General features: G+C 62.1%; 19 protein-coding genes. 15 read left to right on the top strand and 4 right to left on the bottom strand.

The annotated features are described in order from the left end of the window. The 4 genes from zwf to DXK94_RS15270 form a co-directional block, all read left to right on the top strand. Positions 1-1,462: glucose-6-phosphate dehydrogenase (zwf, locus tag DXK94_RS15285; RefSeq protein ID WP_115525669.1), on the top strand; the 1,462-nt coding region annotated here is incomplete at its 5' end. Further along, positions 1,459-2,436: a glucose-6-phosphate dehydrogenase assembly protein OpcA gene (locus tag DXK94_RS15280; protein WP_115525615.1), complete on the top strand. Its 978-nt coding sequence runs from the start codon at positions 1,459-1,461 to the stop codon at positions 2,434-2,436. The genes zwf and DXK94_RS15280, both read left to right, overlap by 4 nt. Before the next feature lie 130 nt (positions 2,437-2,566). Next, positions 2,567-3,673: an S-(hydroxymethyl)mycothiol dehydrogenase gene (locus DXK94_RS15275; protein ID WP_115525614.1), complete on the top strand. Its 1,107-nt coding sequence runs from the start codon at positions 2,567-2,569 to the stop codon at positions 3,671-3,673. Further along, the gene (locus tag DXK94_RS15270; RefSeq protein ID WP_115525613.1) at positions 3,670-4,290 is read left to right on the top strand and encodes an MBL fold metallo-hydrolase; all 621 of its coding nucleotides are present in this window, start codon (positions 3,670-3,672) and stop codon (positions 4,288-4,290) included. The genes DXK94_RS15275 and DXK94_RS15270 overlap by 4 nt, the downstream gene beginning before the upstream one ends. Positions 4,291-4,366: 76 nt before the next feature. Here the strand turns inward: DXK94_RS15270 and DXK94_RS15265 are convergent, their stop codons facing one another. Then, positions 4,367-5,635 (bottom strand): response regulator transcription factor family protein, encoded by a 1,269-nt coding sequence (locus DXK94_RS15265; protein WP_079599180.1) that lies wholly within the window; start codon positions 5,633-5,635, stop codon positions 4,367-4,369. A 175-nt stretch (positions 5,636-5,810) separates the two neighbouring features. Between DXK94_RS15265 and tkt the strand changes: the two genes are divergently transcribed. The 7 genes from tkt (at position 5,811) to DXK94_RS15230 (ending at position 12,767) form a co-directional block, all read left to right on the top strand. Continuing rightward, positions 5,811-7,964, top strand: a complete 2,154-nt coding sequence (gene tkt / locus DXK94_RS15260; protein ID WP_395929521.1) for a transketolase — start codon at positions 5,811-5,813, stop codon at positions 7,962-7,964. 25 nt (positions 7,965-7,989) lie between these two features. Then, positions 7,990-9,105, top strand: coding sequence for a transaldolase (gene tal, locus DXK94_RS15255; RefSeq protein ID WP_115525612.1), 1,116 nt, complete (start codon positions 7,990-7,992; stop codon positions 9,103-9,105). Between the two features lie 68 nt (positions 9,106-9,173). Continuing rightward, complete coding sequence (gene rpe / locus DXK94_RS15250; RefSeq protein ID WP_115525611.1) at positions 9,174-9,851, top strand: ribulose-phosphate 3-epimerase; 678 nt, start codon at positions 9,174-9,176, stop codon at positions 9,849-9,851. A 43-nt stretch (positions 9,852-9,894) separates the two neighbouring features. Then, positions 9,895-10,368: a ribose-5-phosphate isomerase gene (locus tag DXK94_RS15245; protein ID WP_115525610.1), complete on the top strand. Its 474-nt coding sequence runs from the start codon at positions 9,895-9,897 to the stop codon at positions 10,366-10,368. A gap of 59 nt (positions 10,369-10,427) precedes the next feature. Beyond that, positions 10,428-10,790 carry a cupin domain-containing protein gene (locus DXK94_RS15240; protein ID WP_079599185.1) on the top strand — a complete coding sequence of 121 codons (363 nt, stop codon included), beginning with the start codon at positions 10,428-10,430 and terminating at the stop codon, positions 10,788-10,790. Between the two features lie 144 nt (positions 10,791-10,934). After that, positions 10,935-11,672 (top strand): YcnI family protein, encoded by a 738-nt coding sequence (locus DXK94_RS15235; RefSeq protein ID WP_115525609.1) that lies wholly within the window; start codon positions 10,935-10,937, stop codon positions 11,670-11,672. Positions 11,673-11,744: 72 nt separating this feature from the next. Continuing rightward, positions 11,745-12,767, top strand: coding sequence for a Gfo/Idh/MocA family protein (locus tag DXK94_RS15230; protein WP_115525608.1), 1,023 nt, complete (start codon positions 11,745-11,747; stop codon positions 12,765-12,767). Between the two features lie 73 nt (positions 12,768-12,840). Here the strand turns inward: DXK94_RS15230 and DXK94_RS15225 are convergent, their stop codons facing one another. The 3 genes from DXK94_RS15225 to DXK94_RS15215 all read right to left on the bottom strand — a co-directional run bounded on the left by DXK94_RS15225 (position 12,841) and on the right by DXK94_RS15215 (position 15,513). Continuing rightward, a complete protein-coding gene (locus DXK94_RS15225; RefSeq protein ID WP_079599188.1) occupies positions 12,841-13,428 on the bottom strand; it encodes a TetR/AcrR family transcriptional regulator in 588 nt (195 codons plus the stop codon). A gap of 240 nt (positions 13,429-13,668) precedes the next feature. After that, positions 13,669-15,069: an NAD(P)-binding domain-containing protein gene (locus DXK94_RS15220; RefSeq protein ID WP_115525607.1), complete on the bottom strand. Its 1,401-nt coding sequence runs from the start codon at positions 15,067-15,069 to the stop codon at positions 13,669-13,671. A gap of 63 nt (positions 15,070-15,132) precedes the next feature. After that, the gene (locus DXK94_RS15215; protein ID WP_181884847.1) at positions 15,133-15,513 is read right to left on the bottom strand and encodes a cupin domain-containing protein; all 381 of its coding nucleotides are present in this window, start codon (positions 15,511-15,513) and stop codon (positions 15,133-15,135) included. Positions 15,514-15,935: 422 nt separating this feature from the next. On the opposite strand from DXK94_RS15215, the gene DXK94_RS15210 reads away from it, so the two are divergent. The 4 genes from DXK94_RS15210 to fbaA form a co-directional block, all read left to right on the top strand. Further along, entirely contained in the window at positions 15,936-16,349 is a 414-nt protein-coding gene (locus tag DXK94_RS15210) for a cupin domain-containing protein (RefSeq protein WP_258868567.1), read from the top strand. 342 nt (positions 16,350-16,691) lie between these two features. Further along, positions 16,692-18,170, top strand: coding sequence for an APC family permease (locus DXK94_RS15205; protein WP_115525606.1), 1,479 nt, complete (start codon positions 16,692-16,694; stop codon positions 18,168-18,170). 931 nt (positions 18,171-19,101) lie between these two features. Further along, on the top strand, positions 19,102-19,311 hold the full coding sequence (locus DXK94_RS15200) for a hypothetical protein (protein WP_115525605.1): 210 nt from the start codon (positions 19,102-19,104) through the stop codon (positions 19,309-19,311). 382 nt (positions 19,312-19,693) lie between these two features. Then, a partial coding sequence (gene fbaA, locus DXK94_RS15190) for a class II fructose-bisphosphate aldolase (protein WP_115525604.1) occupies positions 19,694-20,705 on the top strand: 1,012 nt, incomplete at its 3' end.

Raw genomic sequence — 20,705 nt, 5'->3', positions numbered from 1 at the left:
GTCGTTGGTGCTCTTTGGGGTTACCGGTGATTTGGCGCGCAAGAAGTTGATGCCGGCTGTGTATGACCTGGCGAACCGGGGGTTGTTGCCGCCGAGTTTCGCGTTGGTGGGTTTTGGGCGCCGGGAGTGGAGTGACGCTGATTTCGCCGGTCAGGTGAAGGCTTCGGTCCAGTCCTACGCGCGGACGCCGTTTGATGAGGCGGTGTGGAACCAGTTGGCTGAGGGTATCCGTTTTGTCCAGGGCGAGTTCGACGACGACGGCGCGTTTGAGCGGCTCGGCGAGACGATCAAGGAACTCGACGATGTCCGCGGGACCCGCGGGAACCACGCGTTCTACCTTTCGATCCCGCCGAAGGCGTTTGAGCAGGTCTGCCGGCAGCTGTCCAAGCATGGGCTGGCGCAGGCCGAGGGTGAGAAGTGGCGGCGGGTGGTGATCGAGAAGCCGTTCGGGCACGACCTGGCCTCGGCCCGGCAGCTGAACGACATTGTCGAGTCGGTGTTCCCACCGGACGCGGTGTTCCGGATCGATCATTACCTGGGTAAGGAAACGGTGCAGAACATCCTGGCGTTGCGGTTCGCGAACCAGTTGTTCGAGCCGTTGTGGAACGCGAACTATGTGGACCATGTCCAGATCACGATGGCCGAGGACATCGGCACCGGCGGCCGGGCAGGGTATTACGACGGCGTGGGCGCCGCGAGGGACGTGATCCAGAACCACCTGCTGCAGCTTTTGGCGCTGACTGCGATGGAGGAGCCGATCTCGTTCAACGCCGATGATTTGCGGGCGGAGAAGGAGAAGGTCCTCGCCGCGGTCAAGCTCCCGGAGGACCTGTCCACGCACTCGGCGCGGGGGCAGTTCACCGGCGGCTGGCAGGGCGGGGAACAGGTCCAGGGCTACCTGGAGGAAGAGGGCATCCCGGCCGATTCGACCACGGAGACGTTCGCCGCGATCCGGGTGGACATCCACACCCGCCGCTGGTCCGGTGTCCCGTTCTACCTGCGCGCCGGCAAGCGCCTGGGGAGGCGGGTGACGGAGATCGCGGTGGTGTTCAAACGCGCCCCGAACCTGTTGTTCCGTGACCATGGGGAGGATGACTTTGGGCAGAACGCCGTGGTGATCCGGGTCCAGCCGGACGAGGGCGTGACGATCCGGTTCGGGTCAAAGGTCCCGGGCACGCAGATGGAAGTCCGTGACGTGACGATGGACTTCGGCTACGGCCACTCGTTCACCGAATCCAGCCCCGAGGCGTATGAGCGGTTGATCCTGGACGTGCTCCTCGGTGAGCCGCCGCTGTTCCCGCGGCATGAGGAAGTGGAGCTGTCCTGGAAGATCCTTGACCCGTTCGAGGACTACTGGGCCACCCTGGATGAACAGCCCGAACCCTACGCCCCGGGCTCCTGGGGCCCGGCCAGCGCTGATGAGCTGCTGGCCCGTGACGGACGAACCTGGAGAAGGCCATGATTGTTGACCTGCCCGATACCACCACCTCGAACGTATCCAAGAAGATCATGGCCCTGCGCGAGCAGGGCGGCGTGATCGCCCTCGGCCGGGTGCTCACCCTGGTGGTGGTCACGAAGTCCGGGCTTGAGGAAGAAGCGATCGAAGCCGCGAACGAGGCCAGCCGGGAACACCCCTGCCGGATCATCGTCCTCGCCGACGCCGGCAAAAACGCACCGGACCGGCTCGACGCGCAGATCCGGGTGGGCGGGGACGCCGGCGCCTCGGAAGTGATCGTGCTGCGCGGCTACGGCCAGCTCGCCCACGAATCCGAGTCCCTGGTCGCCGCGCTGCTGCTCCCGGACGCCCCGATCGTGGCCTGGTGGCCGCACGGCGCCCCGGAAAGCGCCTGCGACACCTCCATCGGCCGGATTGCGCACCGCCGGATCACCGACTCCGCCAACGAACCGGACCCGCAGGCTGCACTGGAGAACATCAGGTCCACCTACAAAGCCGGCGACACCGACCTCGCCTGGACCCGCCTGACCAACTGGCGCATCCAACTCGCCGCCGTCCTGGACCAAACCAGCTCAACCAAGGTACTGGCCGCCGAGGTTGAAGGGGCCCCGGATTCCCCGAGCCCGCTGCTGATGGCAGCCTGGCTGCACACCGCGCTGAACGTGCCCGTCACCATCGTGCCGGGCACCCCCGGCACGGGCCTCCGCCGGGTCCGCCTCGCACTTCCCGACGGCGACATCCAGCTCCTCCGCCCCGGACACACCGTCGCTGAACTCACGCAGCCGGGCCAGCCCGCCCAACGCATCTCCCTTCCCCGCCGCAGCCTCCGCGACTGCCTCGCCGAAGAACTCCGCCGACTGGACCCGGACCATGTCTTCGGTGAAACAGTCGCCCAACTGGGGCTGGCAAACCTCATGGCAGCCTCGCCGGATCCCGGTGCTGTGCTGAACCCGCGGCAGGCGTGCCTGGTCCCGGCTTGACCGGTACAGATTGACGGCGCCCGGGACAGAACGGTGGCGGCACAACAACACATCCGGCTTATGGCCACCATCTTGGCTCCGCGGCGCCAAGTCACGGGGTCCGGCCGGATCCATGAAAGGAAACTAAGCAATGGTCCATAAAGTTCAAGCCGTCATCGCCCGGGAGAAGGATGCCCCCGTTTCGCTGGAGACCATCCTGGTGCCGGACCCGGGTCCGGGTGAGGCGCTGGTGGATATTCTCACCTGCGGTGTCTGCCACACGGACCTGCATTACAAGCAGGGCGGCATTGGCGATGAGTTCCCGTACCTGCTGGGCCATGAGGCCACCGGTGTGGTCAGTGCTGTTGGTCCGGACGTCACCGAGGTGGCCCCGGGCGACCGCGTGATCTTGAACTGGCGTGCGGTGTGCGGGCAGTGCCGGGCGTGTGCCAAGGGCCAGCCGCAGTACTGCTTCAACACGGCCAACGCCACCCAGAAGATGACCCTGGAGGACGGGACCGAGCTGTCTCCGGCCTTGGGTATCGGCGCCTTCGCCGAGAAGACGCTGGTCGCGGCGGGGCAGTGCACCAAGGTCGACCCTGAAGCTGATGCTGCGGCGGTGGGCCTGCTGGGTTGCGGTGTGATGGCCGGCATCGGGGCGGCGATCAATACCGGAGGCGTCAAGCGCGGCGAGTCCGTGGCCGTGATCGGCTGCGGCGGAGTGGGCATCGCCGCGATCGCCGGGGCCAAGCTGGCCGGTGCCACGACGATCATCGCCGTGGACATCGATGACAACAAGATCGAGATGGCCAAGTCCCTGGGCGCCACGCATGGCGTGAACTCCAAGCAGGAAGACGCCGTCGAGGCGATCCGTGCGCTGACCGGCGGCAACGGTGCTGACGTGGTGATTGACGCCGTCGGCCGTCCCGAAACCTACAAGCAGGCGTTCTACGCCCGCGACCTCGCCGGCCGGGTGGTCCTGGTGGGCGTCCCGACGCCGGAAATGCAGCTCGAGCTGCCGCTGCTGGATGTCTTCGGCCGGGGCGGGTCGCTGAAGTCCTCCTGGTACGGCGACTGCCTGCCCTCCCGTGACTTCCCGATGCTGGTCAGTCACTACAAGCAGGGCAACCTGGACCTGGACGCCTTCGTCACCGAACGCATCAGTATTGATCAAGTGGAGGAGGCTTTCGAACGGATGCATAAGGGCAAGGTCCTGCGTTCGGTGGTCGACCTGACGCAGAGGAGTGCAATCCAATGACCGTCAGGATTGAGAACCTGGTCACCTCGGGGACGTTTTCGCTCGACGGCGGCACGTGGGATGTGGACAACAACGTCTGGATCGTCGGCAACGACGAGGAATGCGTGATCATTGACTCCCCGCACGACGCCACCGCGATCATCAACCAAGTCCGCGGCCGGAAGGTCAAGGCCATCCTGCTGACCCACGCGCACAACGACCACATCGGCGCCGCCCGGGAGGTTGCGGACGCCGTGGGCGCCCCGATCGTGCTGAACCCGGAGGACCTGGTCCTGTGGAAGCAGGTCTACCCGGACTACGAACCGGACCGGTACCACGGAGACGGAGACGTGTTCGAGGTGGGAGAAACGGCGCTGTTGGCAATTCATACGCCCGGCCATTCCCCTGGCTCCACCTGCTTCTATCTCGAAAGCGAAGGAACGCTCTTCACCGGGGACACGCTCTTCAACGGCGGCCCGGGCGCAACCGGCCGATCCTACAGCGACTACCCGACCATCCTGGCCTCGATCCGGGAGCGGCTGCTGGTGTTGCCGGCCGAGACTGTGGTCCGCACCGGCCACGGTGACAACACCACCATCGGTGCCGAGCAGGAAACCCTGGCCAGGGTTTCGCGGTAGGCCGCACATTCACCAGGAGTGAGCCAGTGAGGCGCGCCGGGAACGCCCGGCGCGCCTCAGCTGCGCTCAACCACCGCTACCGGAGTCCGTGGCTATGGGCCAATGCGATTGCTTCGGTTCGTGACCCGACGTCGAGCTTCCTGAACAGGTTTCGCACGTGGAACTTGACCGTGTTCTCGCTGATGCCCATTGTTGACGCGATAGTGCGGTTGCGGTGTCCCGCGGCGAGGTGCTGGAGTACCTCCAGTTCCCTTGCGGCAAGGTTCCATCCGGCTACGTCACCGGTGGGGCGCGCGGGCGGGTCCAGGGGGAGCGATACGAAGATGTCTGCCCCCCAGCCGGACATGACGTCCATCCGCAGCTGTCCGGAGAGCGCCTGGACCCGGCGTTGCAGGCCCACGATGCTCGGCGTTTCGGCGGTGAGTGCACCGCCTCCGTCATCACGCACGTTGATCAGCAGGTTTCCGCCATCGCAGTCCCACTGCGTCCGGATTCTGGTGATGTCGGTTTGTTCCATCATGGCCAGGACAAGTCCGCGGACGATGGCACGGGCAGCATGGGCGATTTCGCCGGGGAGGGCCCTGCCGTTCAGGGGTGGTTCGATGAATTGGACGTCAATGCCGCTAAAGCCCGTGAGCGGCCGCAAGTCCTCCCGCAGCCGTTCGAAGGCCTTCGCGACGGGCTCTTCTGCAATGTCTGTGGTGCGGTCACTAAGGGTCCGCAGTCCGAGGAGGGCCTTGGCAGTGAGTTCAGTGACGGTTGTGCGGGCAGCTGCATCGTCCAAGGACGCTGAGCGCAGGGCTGCCATGAGGGTTTCGAGAGTGGTCGAATGCAGATCGGTCAGTTCGGCCGTCACACGGATGCGTTCAGCTGATGCTGCCCGGGACTCCAACAAGTACGACGGCGGCGCATCAGCCACTTTTTCCTGGATTCGCCGCGCTGCGACGCGCCAGAGGAATGTCACAAGGTCCAGGTTGGCGTCATCTCCCGAGCCGGTGGGGTATGGATCGGTGAGAACCAGGAGGGCCTGGCTGGCGGCATGCTTGTGAGCCAGCACCTGCCGGGATTTGCCGGCCAGGTCGGCTTCCCCGAACCAAGGCGTTTCGTCTGCCAGGCGGGCGCGAAGCTCGTCCAATTCCGGGATGCTCACACGGGAAATGATGTCCTCCGCACCCGCCTTCTTCTGGGGCCTGCCAGTACAGTCCTCGGTGAAGATGACCAACGCACTGCTCTTGATGTAGGGCAGGGTGGCGTTACGGAGCCGTTCCGCTATCTTGGCCAGAGGGGCATCAGCCAGGGCAGCAACGGTCTGCAACAGCGGCCATGGCAGGTCTGTAACGGTCATGTCATCTTCCTAGTGGCTGGTCGGGGAGAGGTGGATCACACCACCCAGTCCTAAAGTATAGTAAAAACTGCCAGAAAACAGGATTACTACTACCCCTTTGTTTCGCAAGGATGGATCTAAGCGAAAATTCGTGTGGCCGCTGCAGGCCAAATCATCTAATCAAAGGGGATTAAAAGTGAACCCGACACCAAATGCCGTACTCGCCCCGCGTCCTGATACTGCGGTACTGGACTGGACGTCCCAGGACCAGCGCGCGGTGGACACACTCCGCGTCCTGGCAGCCGACGCCGTTGAGAAGGTGGGCAACGGACACCCGGGGACCGCGATGAGCCTGGCTCCTGCTGCGTATCTTCTTTTCCAGAAGCTGATGCGCCACGATCCGCGCGATCCGGAGTGGATCGGCCGTGACCGGTTCATCCTGTCCCCGGGGCACTCCTCGCTGACCCTTTACAGCCAGCTGTTCTTCTCGGGCTACGGCCTGGAACTGGAGGACCTTCAGGCGCTGCGGACCTGGGGTGCGCTGACCCCCGGCCACCCTGAATACAAGCACACTGCCGGTGTGGAGATCACCACCGGCCCGCTGGGCCAGGGCCTGGCATCCTCGGTGGGCTTTGCCTACTCACAGCGCCGCCAGCGTGGCCTGTTCGACGCCGATGCTCCCGCCGGCCAGAGCCCGTTCGACCACACCATTTGGGTCATTGCCTCCGACGGCGACATCCAGGAAGGCGTGACCTCGGAGGCCTCCTCCCTGGCCGGCCACCAGGAACTGGGCAACCTTGTTGTCATCTACGACGAGAACCACATCTCCATCGAGGACGATACCGACATCGCCTTCACCGAGGACGTCCTGAAGCGTTACGAAGCGTACGGCTGGCACACCCAGCGCGTGGACTGGACCGAGACGGGCGAATACGTCGAAGACGTCCAGGAGCTGTACTCGGCTCTGCTGGCGGCCAAGGCCGAGACCTCCAGGCCGTCCATCATCTCGCTGCGCACCATCATCGGCTACCCTGCCCCCAAGAAGCAGAACACCGGCAAGATCCATGGTTCAGCCCTGGGTGCCGATGAAGTTGCAGCGTTGAAGGAAGTGCTGGGCTTCGACCCCGCCAAGTCCTTCGAGGTGGATGAGGACGTCCTTGCCCACGCCCGCAAGGTTGTGGACCGCGGCGCTGCCGCCCGCTCGGAATGGGAAGAGTCCTTCTCCGCCTGGCAGGCCGCCAACCCCGAGGGTGCCGCCCTGCTGGAGCGCGTCGAAGCCCGCCGGCTGCCCGCCGGACTCGACGCCGCCCTGCCGGTCTTCGAGGCAGGTAAGGACGTCTCCACCCGCGCCGCGTCCGGCAAGGTCCTGAACGCCATCGGCCCGGTCATGCCGGAGCTCTGGGGCGGTTCGGCCGACCTCGCGGAGTCCAACAACACCACCATCGAGGGCTCGCCGTCATTCATCCCGGCTTCCCGCTCCACGGAAGCGTGGAAGGGCAACCCCTACGGCCGCGTCCTGCACTTCGGCATCCGCGAGCACGCCGCCGCCTCGATCGTCAACGGCATCAGCCTGCACGGCAAGACCCGCGCGTTCTCCGGGACGTTCCTGATCTTCAGTGACTACCAGAAGCCGGCCATCCGCCTCGGAGCCCTGATGGGTGTCGGGTCCATCTACGTGTGGTCGCACGACTCCATTGGCCTGGGCGAGGACGGCCCCACCCACCAGCCGGTGGAGCAGCTCTCCACCCTGCGTGCGATCCCGGGCCTGGACGTCGTCCGGCCGGCCGACGCGAATGAGGTCGGCATCGCGTGGAAGACCATGCTGGAAAACCACGACAACCCGGCCGGCATCGTCCTGACCCGCCAGAACGTTCCGACGTTCACCCGCGGCGAGGGGACCGCCGACGGTGACACCTTCGCTTCCCCGGCCGGTGTGGCCAAGGGCGGCTACGTCCTGGCCGAGGCATCCAAGGACGGTGCCACCGTCCCGGCCCAGGTGCTCCTGATCGCCACCGGCTCCGAAGTGCAGCTGGCAGTACAGGCCCGTGAATCACTCCAGGCCGAAGGCATCGCCACCCGCGTCATCTCCATGCCCTGCGTTGAGTGGTTCAACAAGCAGGACGCTGCCTACCGCGCATCGGTCCTCCCGCCCGCGGTCAAGGCCCGCGTCTCCGTCGAAGCAGGGCTTGCCCTGGGCTGGAAGGAATTCGTCGGCGACGCCGGCCGTTCCATCAGCCTCGAGCACTACGGCGCCTCGGCTGACTACAAGCGTCTCTTCCAGGAGTTCGGCATCACGGCGGAAGCAGTCACAGCCGCCGCCAAGGACTCCCTCGCAGGCCTGCAGGCCTAACAACCGATTTCAGGAGAAAAAGACAATGACTACTCCCACCCAGCAGCTCTCCGACGCCGGAGTATCCATCTGGCTGGACGACCTCTCCCGCGGCCGGCTCTCCAGCGGCGGGCTGCAGAAGCTCATCGACCAGAAAAACGTCGTGGGCGTAACCACCAACCCGTCCATCTTCCAGGCCGCGATCACCTCGGGCACCGACTACGACGCTGCCATCGCCGGGCTTGCCGCCCGGGGCGCCGGCGTGGAGGAGACGATCTTCGAGATCACCACCACCGACGTCGCGGACGCCTGCGACCTCTTCGCCCCTATCGCCGCCGCCACCAACGGTGTTGACGGCCGGGTGTCCATCGAGGTGGACCCCCGCCTCGCCTGGGATACCGTCGGCACCATCGCCGAGGCCAAGCAATTGTTCAAGAAGGTGGACAAGGACAACGTCCTGATCAAGATCCCGGCCACCCTTGAGGGCCTTGAGGCGATCACTTCCGTTCTGGCCGAGGGTATCAGCGTCAATGTGACCCTGATCTTCTCGCTGGAGCGCTACCGCGCCGTCATCAATGCCTTCCAGGCCGGCCTGGAACAGGCCAAGGAGAACGGCCACGACCTCTCGAAGATCCATTCGGTGGCGTCCTTCTTCGTTTCCCGTGTGGATACCGAGATCGACAAGCGCCTTGACGCCATCGGCACGGACGAGGCCAGGGCGCTTAAGGGCAAGGCAGGTGTCGCCAACGCGCGCCTGGCGTACCAGGTCTACGAGGAGCTGTTTGCCACCGAACGCTGGGAAGTCCTGGCTCAAGCCGGCGCCCGCCGGCAGCGGCCGCTGTGGGCCTCCACCGGTGTGAAGGACCCTGCTTACTCGGACACCCTCTATGTCACCGAACTGGCCGCCGCCGACGTGGTGAACACCATGCCCGAGAAAACGCTGGACGCCACCTTCGACCACGGCGTGGTCACCGGTGACACGATCACCGGCACCTACGAGGAAGCACAGGAAGTGCTCAACGCCCTCGAGCGCCTCGGCGTCTCCTACAACGACGTCGTCACTCTCCTGGAATCCGAAGGCCTGGACAAGTTCGTGGCCAGCTGGAAGGAACTGCTGGCCGACGTCGAAGGCGCGCTCTCCACCGCCCGGAAAGCATCCTGAACCATTGCGCACTGCGCGGGACCCAGCGGGGTCCCGCGCAGTGGGCGCAGACCAGAAAGGCGGACACCATGTCCAAGCCACCCCTGAATTGCTGCATCAATCCCAGCATCCTGTCGGCCGACTTCGTCAACCTCGAAGCAGAGCTTGCCCGCATCAGCAATGCCGACGCTGTCCACGTGGACGTTATGGACAACCACTTCGTCCCGAACCTGACCATCGGCCTGCCCGTCGTGGAAAGGATCCAGAAGGTCAGCCCCGTGCCGCTGGATGCCCATCTGATGATTGCCAATGCTGACACCTGGGCACCCCAGTTCGCTGACACCGGGATTGCCTCGGTCACCTTCCACGTAGAAGCATCGAATGCGCCGATCAAGCTTGCCCGCGAGCTTCGGGCGCGGGGCTCGAAGGCCGGCATGGCCCTGCGCCCTGCCACGCCGGTGGAACCGTACCTGGACATGCTTTCCGAACTGGACATGCTGCTGATCATGACCGTCGAGCCGGGTTTTGGCGGACAGGCCTTCCTGGACGTGATGCTGCCCAAAATTCGCCGGGCTCGCGCCGCCGTCGACGGTTCAGGAGTGAACGTGGCCATCCAGGTGGACGGCGGCATCACGGAAGAAACCATCACCCGGGCCGCCGAGGCCGGCGCCAACGTCTTTGTCGCCGGCTCGGCCGTGTACGGCAAACCTTCCCCTGCCGAGGCCATCGAATCACTGCGCGCGAACGGCCAGCTCGCCTTCGCCTAGCAGCAGGCCGCCCATCACCGTTACCAATACTGAAGGACCCACAATGCGCGTTCACATCGCAACCGACCACGCCGGCATGGAGCTCAGCTCCCACCTGATCACCCCGCTCTCAGCCAGCGGCTACGAGATGGTGGACCACGGACCGGCCGCCTATGACGCCGAGGACGACTACCCCGCGTTCTGCATCAACGCCGCCGCCGCCGTCGTGGCCGACCAGGCGGCAGGCGTGGACGCGCTCGGAATCGTGCTGGGCGGCTCAGGCAACGGCGAGCAAATCGCCGCAAACAAGGTCAAGGGAGTCCGGGCAGCCCTCGCCTGGAACCTTGACACCGCGAAGCTGGCCCGCCAGCACAACGATGCCAACGTGGTGGCCGTCGGAGGCAGGCAGCACAGCGTCGAAGAGGCCACCGAACTGGTCAAGGCATTCCTGGCAGAACCATTCACCAATGCCGAACGCCATGAACGCCGCATCGGCAAAATCGCCGCCTTCGAAACCACCGGCGAGATCGTCGAATAACCATCAACAAAACACCGACTCTCCCGTCCCGGGGGAGCAACCCAGAAAGGAAGATTCACATGAGCATAACTTTCGAGCCGACCGCCCTCTTCCAGGGGAAGCTGGACGAAGCACCGCTCGGTCCACCCCTGGCCGAAGTGCTGGGCGACGAGATTCCCACGCGGATCACCATCCCCTTTACCAGCGATGATTCCCGGATCCTCTCCGGAGTCTGGGAAGCTGACCCGGGCCTTTCACGGTGGGAGTTCCTGGAGCGCGGCGAGTCGATCTACGTCCTTGAAGGCCGCATGGTGGTTACCGAGGATGGCGGAGAGCCGATTACCGTGGAGGCCGGAACCGCAGCTATCTTCCCCATCGGCTGGAAGGGCACCTGGGAAATCCAGGAGCGAATCAGGAAATTCTTCGTCATTTTCACGCCCTGACCCAGGGAAACTGTAAGGCCTGGACGCGTGCCAGGCCTTACAGTTCGGAAGCAAGCCATCCATAACAACGACAGGGGAGCGCCGCCGTCTGACACGGGCCAAGGCGGCCGCACCATCCCTTAGTTCCGCGAAAGGCATCCTGCCATGAAGACCTCACCTCGCCGTACCCTGAGCACCATTGCTGCCACGACATTGGCTGCCGGGCTGATGGCCCTGGGCACGGGCGCAGCTTCTGCCCACGTCCGCGTCGACCCTGACGGCACCGCCGAGGGCAGCTACACCCAACTGACCTTCCGGGTGCCCAACGAGTCCGAAACGGCCAAAACCAGCAAACTCGAAGTCTCCCTGCCCACGGAGACGCCATTCACCTCCGTCTCCGTAAAGCCCGTGGTCGGGTGGAAGGCGGAGGTGGTGAACAGTGAACTGCCACAGCCCGTCACCGTCAACGGCGCAACGGTCACCGAGGCACCGACCTCCGTCATCTGGACAGCAGATGAAGCTCATCAGATCGGTCCTCATGAGTACCAAACGTTTTCCATCTCGGTCGGGGTGCTGCCCAAGGCCGGTACCCAACTGATCCTGCCTGCGTCCCAGACATACACAGACGGGAACACCGTGAAATGGGAACAGGACATCAGCGAGGGGCAACCCGAATCAAAGTACCCCGCGCCGGCCTTCACTACGACGGAAAAGACGGACGGCCACACACAGCACAGCACTGCAGCTCCCAACGCCGCCGTTCCGGCCGCGGCTGTTTCCAGCACCTCCTCTGCCACTGATGCGGGATCAGCAGCGGGATGGCTCGGCCTTGCAGCAGGACTGGTTGGGCTGATCACCGGTGTCACTGCCCTTGCACGTACGCGCACCATTCGCCGCGGGTAGGTAACCAGTGCATGGTTGTGCCAGTTCACGCAGAATTGTCTCGACGGGACACGTTGTCAAAAGGAGATTCAGATGAGCGATAAATTGCGCTGGGGCGTCCTTGGCACCGCCCGTGTCGTCCGTAAGACAATTCCGGCGCTGCAGGCGGCGAAGAACGGGGAAGTTGTTGGCATCGCCTCCCGCACGGAAGAAAAGGCCAGGGAATACGCGGACAGGCATGGGATTCCGCAGGCATTTAGCTCTTATGGCGCGCTTCTTGCCTCCCCGGATATCGACGCTGTGTATATTCCCTTGCCGAACGCACTGCACCTCGAGTGGATACTGAAGTCCTTGGACGCAGGCAAGCACGTACTCTGTGAAAAACCACTGGTGACCAGCGCCGCCGAATGCGATCAGGTTAGGCGTAAGGCCGAGGCAACCGGGCTGAAAGTCCTGGAAGGCTTCATGTACCGCTTTCACCCGCGTTTCGAAAAGCTGCAGGAACTGCTCGCGGGCAACGCCGTAGGCAAACTGACCTTTATTCACGTCGGGCATTCGTTCGACGCCGGCAGCGGTGACAACATCCGCTGGCACAGCCAGCTCGGCGGCGGTGCACTTTTCGACACGGGATGCTACTGCGTTAACGTCAGCCGGATGGTTACCGCCCAGGAACCGAGCCGAGTCAACGCATTCGGCAACTACCGCGACGCCAACGACGAGGGTCGAATCGACACCAGTATTGCGGGCATACTGCGCTTCCCCGGCGGCGTAACAGCGCTATTCGATACCGGGGTAAACCTCGAACGCCGCAACTTCCTGGAGCTAACCGGAACAGAGGGCCGCCTCTACCTCGATAATCCGTTTGGCCTTCTTGAGGAGGATTCGGTCCTGGAGGAGCACCACTTCGGAAAGGACACGATTTATCACAAGATCAAGGGAGAAAATCACTTCGTACGGATGAGCGAGCACTTCTCCGACAGCGTCCTGAACGGTACTCCGCTCCGCTACGATCTCACGGACGCGGCGAACAATGCCCGGGTGCTTGAATCCCTCGATCGGGCGGCACGTAACGAAGAGGCGGCCGCTCCGCCTGAGACATCTAGGGCACTGTCATAGTGGTGGGGGACCAGCAAGAAGATCCTTTAGGTCGTTGACTCTCGCGTTGCCGCGGTGAGCGGCAGAGTTGTCCTCAGACGCCGGCCCTGGTCAGCAGTGCATCAAGCGTCATGAAGAACACGGCGCGGTGGTCGGCCGCCGTTGGGTCGGTCAGGTATTGAAGGGCCGCCCCATCGTAGATCATCAGGAAAGACCTTACGAGCTCAGGGATTCCAATACGGCACTCGTCGCCATTGCTTTGGGCTGCCGAGGAGAATATACCTCCCAGCTCCACTTCGTAGGCAGGATAAATCTTCGCGGCCAGCGGGCTGACGGGGGCGCCGCGTGTTGCCCACAAGATGAGCTCGATCTCAGCAAGGAGGCTGCCCGGCTCTTCTTCCAATGCTCGCCAATAACCTTGAGCCACTTGTTCCACCGCATTACGAAGGCCTAGGTGGGGCTGGACGTCCCCCGAAAAGCTGCTGAGGTTTTTCAGCCAGGCCTCGGCGGCCGCCTCCATGAGCTCTTCCTTACCGCTAAAGCAATAATTGGCAGTGGCCAAGGGAGCATTGGCCTCTTTGGCAATGGCGCGCATGGTTACAGACTGAACACCCTCGCGCCTCATAAGTTCCACGGTTGCTGAAATCAGCTGCTCTTTTCGATCTTTTGAGGACACCCGCATAATTCACTCTCCAGTCTCGCGTTCGGCGGCCCTCTTGGGACACCTCTTAAGACTATTGCCTGGAGAGTGAAAGATTCCCATCCTGTCTAGAACGCTTGACTTGAACTTGCGTTCGTTTTCCTTGGACGCGGATAATCTGCCCGGACTTCGAAAGCTTTTGGAAAATACTTCCACCAACTCCGCACGTGTCAGGCCGCCGGCTGGTAACCCAGCCGACGGCCTGACACCACGTGCCCTTGGTTAGGTCGCGGCTACCGTCTCCGTAAGATCGTCAGGTGCCACGTTGTCCAGATCCTGGGAGGCCCCGTGCAGGTAGCGCTCCATCGAGTCATCCATTGCATTGATCCAGTGTGTATGGTGTTTGGTCGCCATGGTGCCGGTGACCACTGAACGGTGGAGCATGTCGCGGTACCCCAGGATGTCATCGTGCTTGTGGCGCATCCAGTCCTTGAACAATTGGCAGACGGCGTCCAGATCAAAGGGTGGGTAGTCTGTTGCCTCAATGAGTTCCCGCAGGTAGTCCGTCTGAAAATCGGCTTCTGCGTCGTGATCGGACAGTGCGGCCTGACGGTCGAGCCAGAGCTGGATATCCGCCTTGCGCTCATTGAGGGATGGAAGGTGGATTTTTCCGGTCATCACATCGCGGGCAAACCATGCTTGCGCGTCGAACATGTTGAACGTGTAGTACTGGTCCTGGGCGCCCAGGTAGAACAGGTTGTTGTTCTGCAGCCACACCACACCCTTGTAGAGGTTGCCGGGGTAGAGCACGTTCGGTGATTTCAGCGACAGCTCACCGGGTAGGAATGGGTACTTGTGCTGGTATCCGGTGCAGAGGACGACGGCGTCAAAGTCACCGTGTGTGCCGTCGCTAAAATACGCTGTACGGCCCTGGAAGTGGGTGACCAGCGGGCGCTCCACCGTGTTCTGCGGCCAGTGATAACCCATCGGGGCCGTGCGGTAGCTGAGGGTGATGGATGCGGCGCCCATCTTGTGCGACTGCATGCCGATGTCCTCTGCGGAATAGCTGCTGCCGATCATGAGCAGCTTCTTGCCGTAAAAGCGCTCGGCGCCACGGAAATCGTGGGCGTGAAGAACCTCGCCCGGGAAGGTTTCGATGCCCTTGAACTCGGGGACGGCGGGGACGTGGAAGTGGCCGGTGGCCACTACGAGCTTGTCGAACACGTGGGTCTCCGTGCGGTTGGTTTTGAGGTCCTCAACCGTCACCGTGAATTCCTGCGTTGCCTCGTTGTAGCTGGTGTGGCGGGCAACAGTATTAAATTTGACGTACTTGCGAACGTCTGACTTTTCCACGCGGCCCTTGATGTAGTCGAAGAGGACCTCGCGGGGCGGGAAGGAGGAAATCGGACGGCCGAAGTGCTCGTCAAAGGAGTAGTCCGAGAACTCCAGGCACTCCTTGGGCCCATTCGACCATAGGTGCCGGTACATGCTGGAGTGAACCGGCTCGCCCTGACCGTCCAGCCCGATCCGCCAGCTGTTATTCCACTGTCCACCCCAGTCGCCCTGTTTCTCGAAGCATATGATCTCGGGGATCGAGGCGCCTTTCTGGCGCGCTGATTCAAACGCCCGCAGTTGTGCCAGGCCGCTGGGCCCGGCACCAATGATTCCGACTCGTAATGCCATGGTTTTCTCCTCTACAAAGATTGTTAGGTCGCCGGCGTGTACGGCGGTGCCGCTGGTTGGGGTCTAGGCAGCGAAATTGCGGTCTCCGACGAAGAACCCCAGGGCATACTCAGGGGTCTCGAACTTCACTGTTGTGCCCTTGGGGAAGAACAGAACGTCGCGCTCCTTTGCGTGCGTAACCTCGCCCGTTACCTCATCGGTGAGGATGAACTCACCCTTAATGACGACTTTCATTTCGTCGTACGTGTAGGTGTAGACCAGCGGCTCGGAAGCCTTCAGCTCAAAGAATCCGGCGCACATGACCGAGCCCTGCGGGTTGTGGAGGGAGTCGCCGATGGCGGCTACAGTGCCGGGTTCGTTCATCGACGGTAGCCCGACATAACCGCTTTCCACCTTGTGGATGGATCCGGCCTGGCTGAGCGTTCCGATGAGGGTGGTTTCCATGATTTCTCCTTTGAAATGGGGGAAGAACTGGTGATCTGTGATGCCGTGCAGAAGTGCCGTGAAGGTCAACGTGATACCCCTGTAGGGGCTCCAGGGATCGAAATAAAGCCGACATGCCCTAGCCTCGCGGGTGGCCTCCTGGGCGCTGGCCCGAGCTACGTGCTGTGATGCCAGTCACGTTTGCCGCTACAAGAAAGGTGACATGAACAAGTGTGCAAGTCAACCGTTCATGTTTGCTTTTTCTCAAGTTTCTTTGATGCGGCGTTCGAGTCCGGCACCTATCCTTTCGAACGATTGACTTGAACGGATGTCCCTGTCACAGTGGACATCGCCGTGACCCACATCACGATGGCGCAATCTGACCCCGGATCCACCGAAGCATTCGCACAGCAGATCGCGCGCTTAAGAAAGGGTTCAAAACTATGGCCACTACCAGCAACTCTCAGCCCTTGGCGCCTATTGCAGGGGAAAAGATCGACTTCTGGCCGATTCAATCCATGAAGCCCATGAAGGACGAATGGCAACGGTTGCACTGCAGATTCATCAATGCCGATCCAGTAGGCAGCTGGGATGATTTCATACTCTCGGAGTGGGAACTGAGGTCCTGCGGTTGGGAAGACTTCCATCCCCACAGCGAGACAAATTTCGTTCTCGAAGGTGAGCTCCACGTGGAGAGTGAGGGCAAGACTGTCATCCTGAAGGCGGGCGATTCAGCTCGCGTTAATCCCGGCCAGCTCGGCCGATACTGGGCCCCGGTCTACGCACGCATGGTCACGATGTACGGGCCCAACCCGGAAGGTCTGAATTCGCACTCCTTCCGGTACTTCGAAATCTAGGCCGATGTAGCACTTATATCCTCGAACAACTGACGAAGCCCTCGTCTCAAAGGCGACGCAACCATCAAGCGTGGCAGGAAGAGCAACCACCAGGCCCACCCGGAGCAGTACAACCTGTGACCTTTGGGTCTCTGCGAACTAAAAAACAGTGGCAGCTAACCCCCTATCTCCGCCTCGTATCTGCACGCTCGGGAACCCCTTCAGCCCGCAGATCCGGTACTCCCCACTCAGCACGGCACACCCCTTCGGCTGCAGATCGCACAGGTGCCTGGCAAAGGCAACGCGCGCGTCACCAGTACCAGCAAACTCTTTAGTTTTCACCGCTATTCAAAGGAGAATTTCATGAGTGAAAATAGTTTGGATACAGCCAATCACTTGAAAAGATCAATCGACTGGAAGCAGGGGCTATCCATTTCGCTGGGCGTGCCCCTGCTGATATTGCCGTCTCTGGGTTATATCCCACTGTATCTATCTGCCGCGGCAATCCTTGTCTGGGGATTGTCAGTCATTCAGGGTTTCATGCAAAACGCCGCGTACGCTGAAATGGCCACAACCTTCCCTAAGGCTTCAGGCCTTCCGGGCTATGCCCAGCACATATTTCGCACTGAGAACTACAAGGGCAAGTATGACAAGGGCAAGCTGATCGGTGGGTTCAGCGCCTGGAGTTACTGGTTTGCCTGGAACCCGGTGCTGGCGATCTTTGCCATCCTGGTCGGCGGCTACCTGCATGGGCTGTTTCCGGCGCTGGCTGGGGCATTCACCGAGTATCAGCTCTCGTTGATCTCGGGCTTGGTAATTTTCGCCGGACTGTTCGTGATCAACTGGTTCGGCCTCAAGGACGGCGCCATCCTGGGTTACATCCTTGCGGCAGTTTCGCTGATACCCCTCATAATCCTGACCGTCGCGCCTTTTGCCACCGGCCATGTTGAGCTGGACAACATCACCGGCAGTTGGATGCCGGCTGACTGGGCCTGGGATATGCACCACATCCTGATTCTCTTTGGCATCTTCGCGATTGCACAATGGAGCGCCTGCGGTTGGGAAACGGCCGCCATTTACGGTCCTGAATACAAAAACCCGTCCAAAGATGTTCCCAAGGCCCTCTTCGCCTGCGGAATCATCTGCTTCTTCTCATATGTCCTGGTGCAAGCTGCAGTCATCGGCGTACTTGGCGTTGAGGGCGTCATCGCCGAGCCGATTTCGCCCCTCATTCCAGTCGCCCAAGCGGTATTTGGCGGGGCGGGCACGACCATCACGATCATCATGTTAATCGCGGCCATGATACTCATCATCCAAACCGCCTACCTGGGTTCCTCGCGCGCTCTGCACTCGATGTCTGCGGAGAACAATCTTCCCAAGATCTTCGGCAAAACGAACCGCCACGGAACCCCGTTCATCGCCTTGCTCGTCACAGCAGCGTTTAACATGGTCCTCATTTCGATGGGATCCATGACGGCAATTCTTGCAGCTGCCGCGATCGGTTACACCTGTGCCAACGGCATCAGCTTGTTCGCCTACGTCAAGGCCAAAAAACATCCGGCATTGGCAAACCTGGAAAGGCCCTTCAAAGCACCCAAGGGATGGAAACGTGTCGCCATGCTCTTCGGACTGTTTAATCTGCCCTTGTGCCTGATCGGTGTCGTCTATCTCAACAGCCTGGAAATCGGCTGGGCGCCAACCTGGCTCGGCTTTATCGTACTGGCACTCTACATACCCATATGGTTCTACTCGCAGCACGAATCAACGCGGACGAAACAAGAAGCATCCCCTGCTCGCTCTTCAGACGATGTCGAAGATCTCGAAAAGCTTCCAATTCTCTAAGAAATACTCGCGAGTACAAAAAAGATTCTGAGCCGCAGGCAGATTCAACGGCTCGTCGCAATAGGCGCCTGGTTGCGTTTTGCCCGTAGCCGGGTAAAGCGCAACCAGGCCTTCGGCTGCCGCCAGGACGTGCCGACACGTAAAGCTCACTCTCCCACGCAATGGCTCACTTTTCGACCGTCACCGACAGCTTTACTCGAACTTTCGGGGCGAGGTTGTACCGGTAGAACGCGCGGCATGCGTTGCTGCCAGCACCGCGAGGTCGTGGATGAGTTGTTGTATTTCAAGGTCGCGGTTTCGCGGTGGCGGGCTTTGTGATAGCTGGACAAATTCCCCGGGGCGAAGGAGAACAACCGGCCGGCCTGGTGACGGCACTGCAGTAATCTCAAGAACGACTGGATCACCAGACTCTACTTTTCCCACACAAACTCTCCCTTATCGCGTTTCCTGTGCTGTTCCAAAGGTGTCGCGCAGTGTGCGCACCGCCCTGCAGTTCGGACACAGCCCACTTGGACTTCGCTGGGGCCTGCAGCGCGTCGCCGCTCGGTTTGTATCTCGGCCAGTTCAGCGATCAGTGAGGTCACTTTGCCTCCCGAATGGGCTAAGCCTCCATCGTCCGGCCAAGAACGAGTTGGAGAAATCCCAATTTAGGATTGTTTGAACCACCCTTTTGGGCGGGGCTCAGGGAGGGACGGGCGTCGCCCGGAAACCAACTTCGGCGCGGGCTTCCGGCGAGTGGAGCGTTCGCGCTCCCCGGTTTGGAACGGTTGCTAAATAAAGCTGGACTATATGATTTATGCGCGATACCTTTGCTACAGCAACCACGATATGTGATGCCACTCACACCGCAAGGCCTGGGGATGAATGCTGCCGCCTCACCGAAGTGCAGGCGCAGCTGGAACCCGCTCAGCGAAAACAGAAAGGAAATACCATGACCGCCCTCCTTGACTCCATCGATATTCACGTCACCAGCCGCCGCGTCCTGGACGAGCGCCTCAATGAAGCCGTTAACACGCTCCAGGAGCTGGCAATGCTTACGGGCGATCACGGTATCTTGGTCGTCCGCAACCGGCCGGGACACTATACGGCCGCTCTCTCAGACCAGGTTCCATTCGGGATGACGCACGAAGTCGTTCGCTAGTTGTGCCTTGTCGAGAGGCTTTTGGGGCCGGCCGTGCGATGCACGGCGCAGCTGACTGACCCGCCATGGCGGGAAAAGAAGGAATAGAACATGTTCAAGGAGGCAACTGGGGGAAGGCGCTTTTTCCCGGGCCAGGAGCCTGTCCATGAGTGGGCTACGCTGCAGCACGGGGACTGTGTTCACGTGTGGTCCAACGGGTCGTTCCTCTACCCGGCCTTTGTAGATGACTGCGCAGACAACGGCCAGGTGATATGGGTCATCGAGCACGGCACCGGCTCGCGCCGTCTATTTGTGCGTGATGATCCCGTCACCCTTTACACCAGCTAAGACCCAATTCCGTCCAACTGCAGCCGAATACCCCCCCAAAAATCAAGGAGTCAGCATGCCCGTTGCAACCCCAGAGATCTACTCCGAGATGATCGACCGCGCGAAGGCGGGCGGCTTCGCGTTCCCGGCCGTGAACGTGACGTCCTCCCAGACGCTGAACGCCGCGCTGCGCGGTTTCGCGGAGGCTGAGTCCGACGGCATCGTCCAGGTTTCCACCGGCGGTGCCGCGTACTGGTCTGGGGCTTCCACCAAGGACATGGTGGCCGGTTCCCTGGGTTTCGCCGCGTTCGCCCGCGAGGTGGCGAAGAACTACAACGTCAACATCGCCCTGCACACCGACCACTGCCCCAAGGACAAGCTGGACGGCTTCGTCCTGCCGCTGCTGGCCGCGTCCGAGGCCGAGGTCAAGGCCGGCCGGAACCCGCTGTTCAACTCCCACATGTGGGACGGCTCGGCCGAGACCCTGCAGGAAAACCTGCGGATCGCCCGCGAACTGCTGGAGCGCACCGCGGCCGCGAAGATGATCCTCGAGGTTGAGATCGGCACCGTGGGCGGCGAAGAGGACGGCGTGGAGAACGAGATCAACGAAAAGCTGTACACCACGGTGGAAGACGCCCTGGCCACCGTTGAGGCCCTCGGCTCCGGGGAGAACGGCCGCTACATCACCGCGCTGACCTTCGGCAACGTCCACGGCGTGTACAAGCCTGGCGGCGTCAAGCTCCGCCCGGAGATCCTCAAGGACATCCAGGCACAGGTGGGCGCAAAGATCGGCAAGGACAGCCCGTTCGACCTGGTGTTCCACGGCGGCTCCGGCTCCTCGGACCAGGAAATCGCCGACGCCGTGTCCTACGGCACCATCAAGATGAACATCGACACCGACACCCAGTACGCCTACACCCGCCCGGTGGCGGACCACATGTTCCGCAACTACGACGGTGTCCTGAAGGTGGACGGCGAAGTGGGCAACAAGAAGACCTACGACCCCCGCGTCTGGGGCGCCTCCGCCGAAGCCGGCCTCGCAGCCCGCGTCGTGGAAGCCACCAAGCAGCTCGGCTCGGCCGGAAAGA

The sequence above is a fragment of the Arthrobacter sp. RT-1 genome, from assembly GCF_003367205.1.
In the GTDB taxonomy this organism is placed as follows: domain Bacteria; phylum Actinomycetota; class Actinomycetes; order Actinomycetales; family Micrococcaceae; genus Arthrobacter.
The sequence above is the reverse complement of the archived record's forward strand: the minus strand, read 5'-3'. Positions and strand labels throughout refer to the sequence as shown.

Coding starts and splice junctions, on each gene's coding strand:
- rpe (WP_115525611.1), top strand. CDS start 9,174: ATGTCCAAGCCACCCCTGAATTGCTGCATCAATCCCAGCATCCTGTCG.
- DXK94_RS15230 (WP_115525608.1), top strand. CDS start 11,745: ATGAGCGATAAATTGCGCTGGGGCGTCCTTGGCACCGCCCGTGTCGTC.
- DXK94_RS15275 (WP_115525614.1), top strand. CDS start 2,567: ATGGTCCATAAAGTTCAAGCCGTCATCGCCCGGGAGAAGGATGCCCCC.
- DXK94_RS15265 (WP_079599180.1), bottom strand. CDS start 5,635: ATGACCGTTACAGACCTGCCATGGCCGCTGTTGCAGACCGTTGCTGCC.
- DXK94_RS15200 (WP_115525605.1), top strand. CDS start 19,102: ATGACCGCCCTCCTTGACTCCATCGATATTCACGTCACCAGCCGCCGC.
- DXK94_RS15235 (WP_115525609.1), top strand. CDS start 10,935: ATGAAGACCTCACCTCGCCGTACCCTGAGCACCATTGCTGCCACGACA.
- DXK94_RS15220 (WP_115525607.1), bottom strand. CDS start 15,069: ATGGCATTACGAGTCGGAATCATTGGTGCCGGGCCCAGCGGCCTGGCA.
- DXK94_RS15210 (WP_258868567.1), top strand. CDS start 15,936: ATGGCCACTACCAGCAACTCTCAGCCCTTGGCGCCTATTGCAGGGGAA.
- DXK94_RS15215 (WP_181884847.1), bottom strand. CDS start 15,513: ATGGAAACCACCCTCATCGGAACGCTCAGCCAGGCCGGATCCATCCAC.
- DXK94_RS15280 (WP_115525615.1), top strand. CDS start 1,459: ATGATTGTTGACCTGCCCGATACCACCACCTCGAACGTATCCAAGAAG.
- DXK94_RS15245 (WP_115525610.1), top strand. CDS start 9,895: ATGCGCGTTCACATCGCAACCGACCACGCCGGCATGGAGCTCAGCTCC.
- DXK94_RS15270 (WP_115525613.1), top strand. CDS start 3,670: ATGACCGTCAGGATTGAGAACCTGGTCACCTCGGGGACGTTTTCGCTC.
- DXK94_RS15205 (WP_115525606.1), top strand. CDS start 16,692: ATGAGTGAAAATAGTTTGGATACAGCCAATCACTTGAAAAGATCAATC.
- tal (WP_115525612.1), top strand. CDS start 7,990: ATGACTACTCCCACCCAGCAGCTCTCCGACGCCGGAGTATCCATCTGG.
- DXK94_RS15225 (WP_079599188.1), bottom strand. CDS start 13,428: ATGCGGGTGTCCTCAAAAGATCGAAAAGAGCAGCTGATTTCAGCAACC.
- DXK94_RS15240 (WP_079599185.1), top strand. CDS start 10,428: ATGAGCATAACTTTCGAGCCGACCGCCCTCTTCCAGGGGAAGCTGGAC.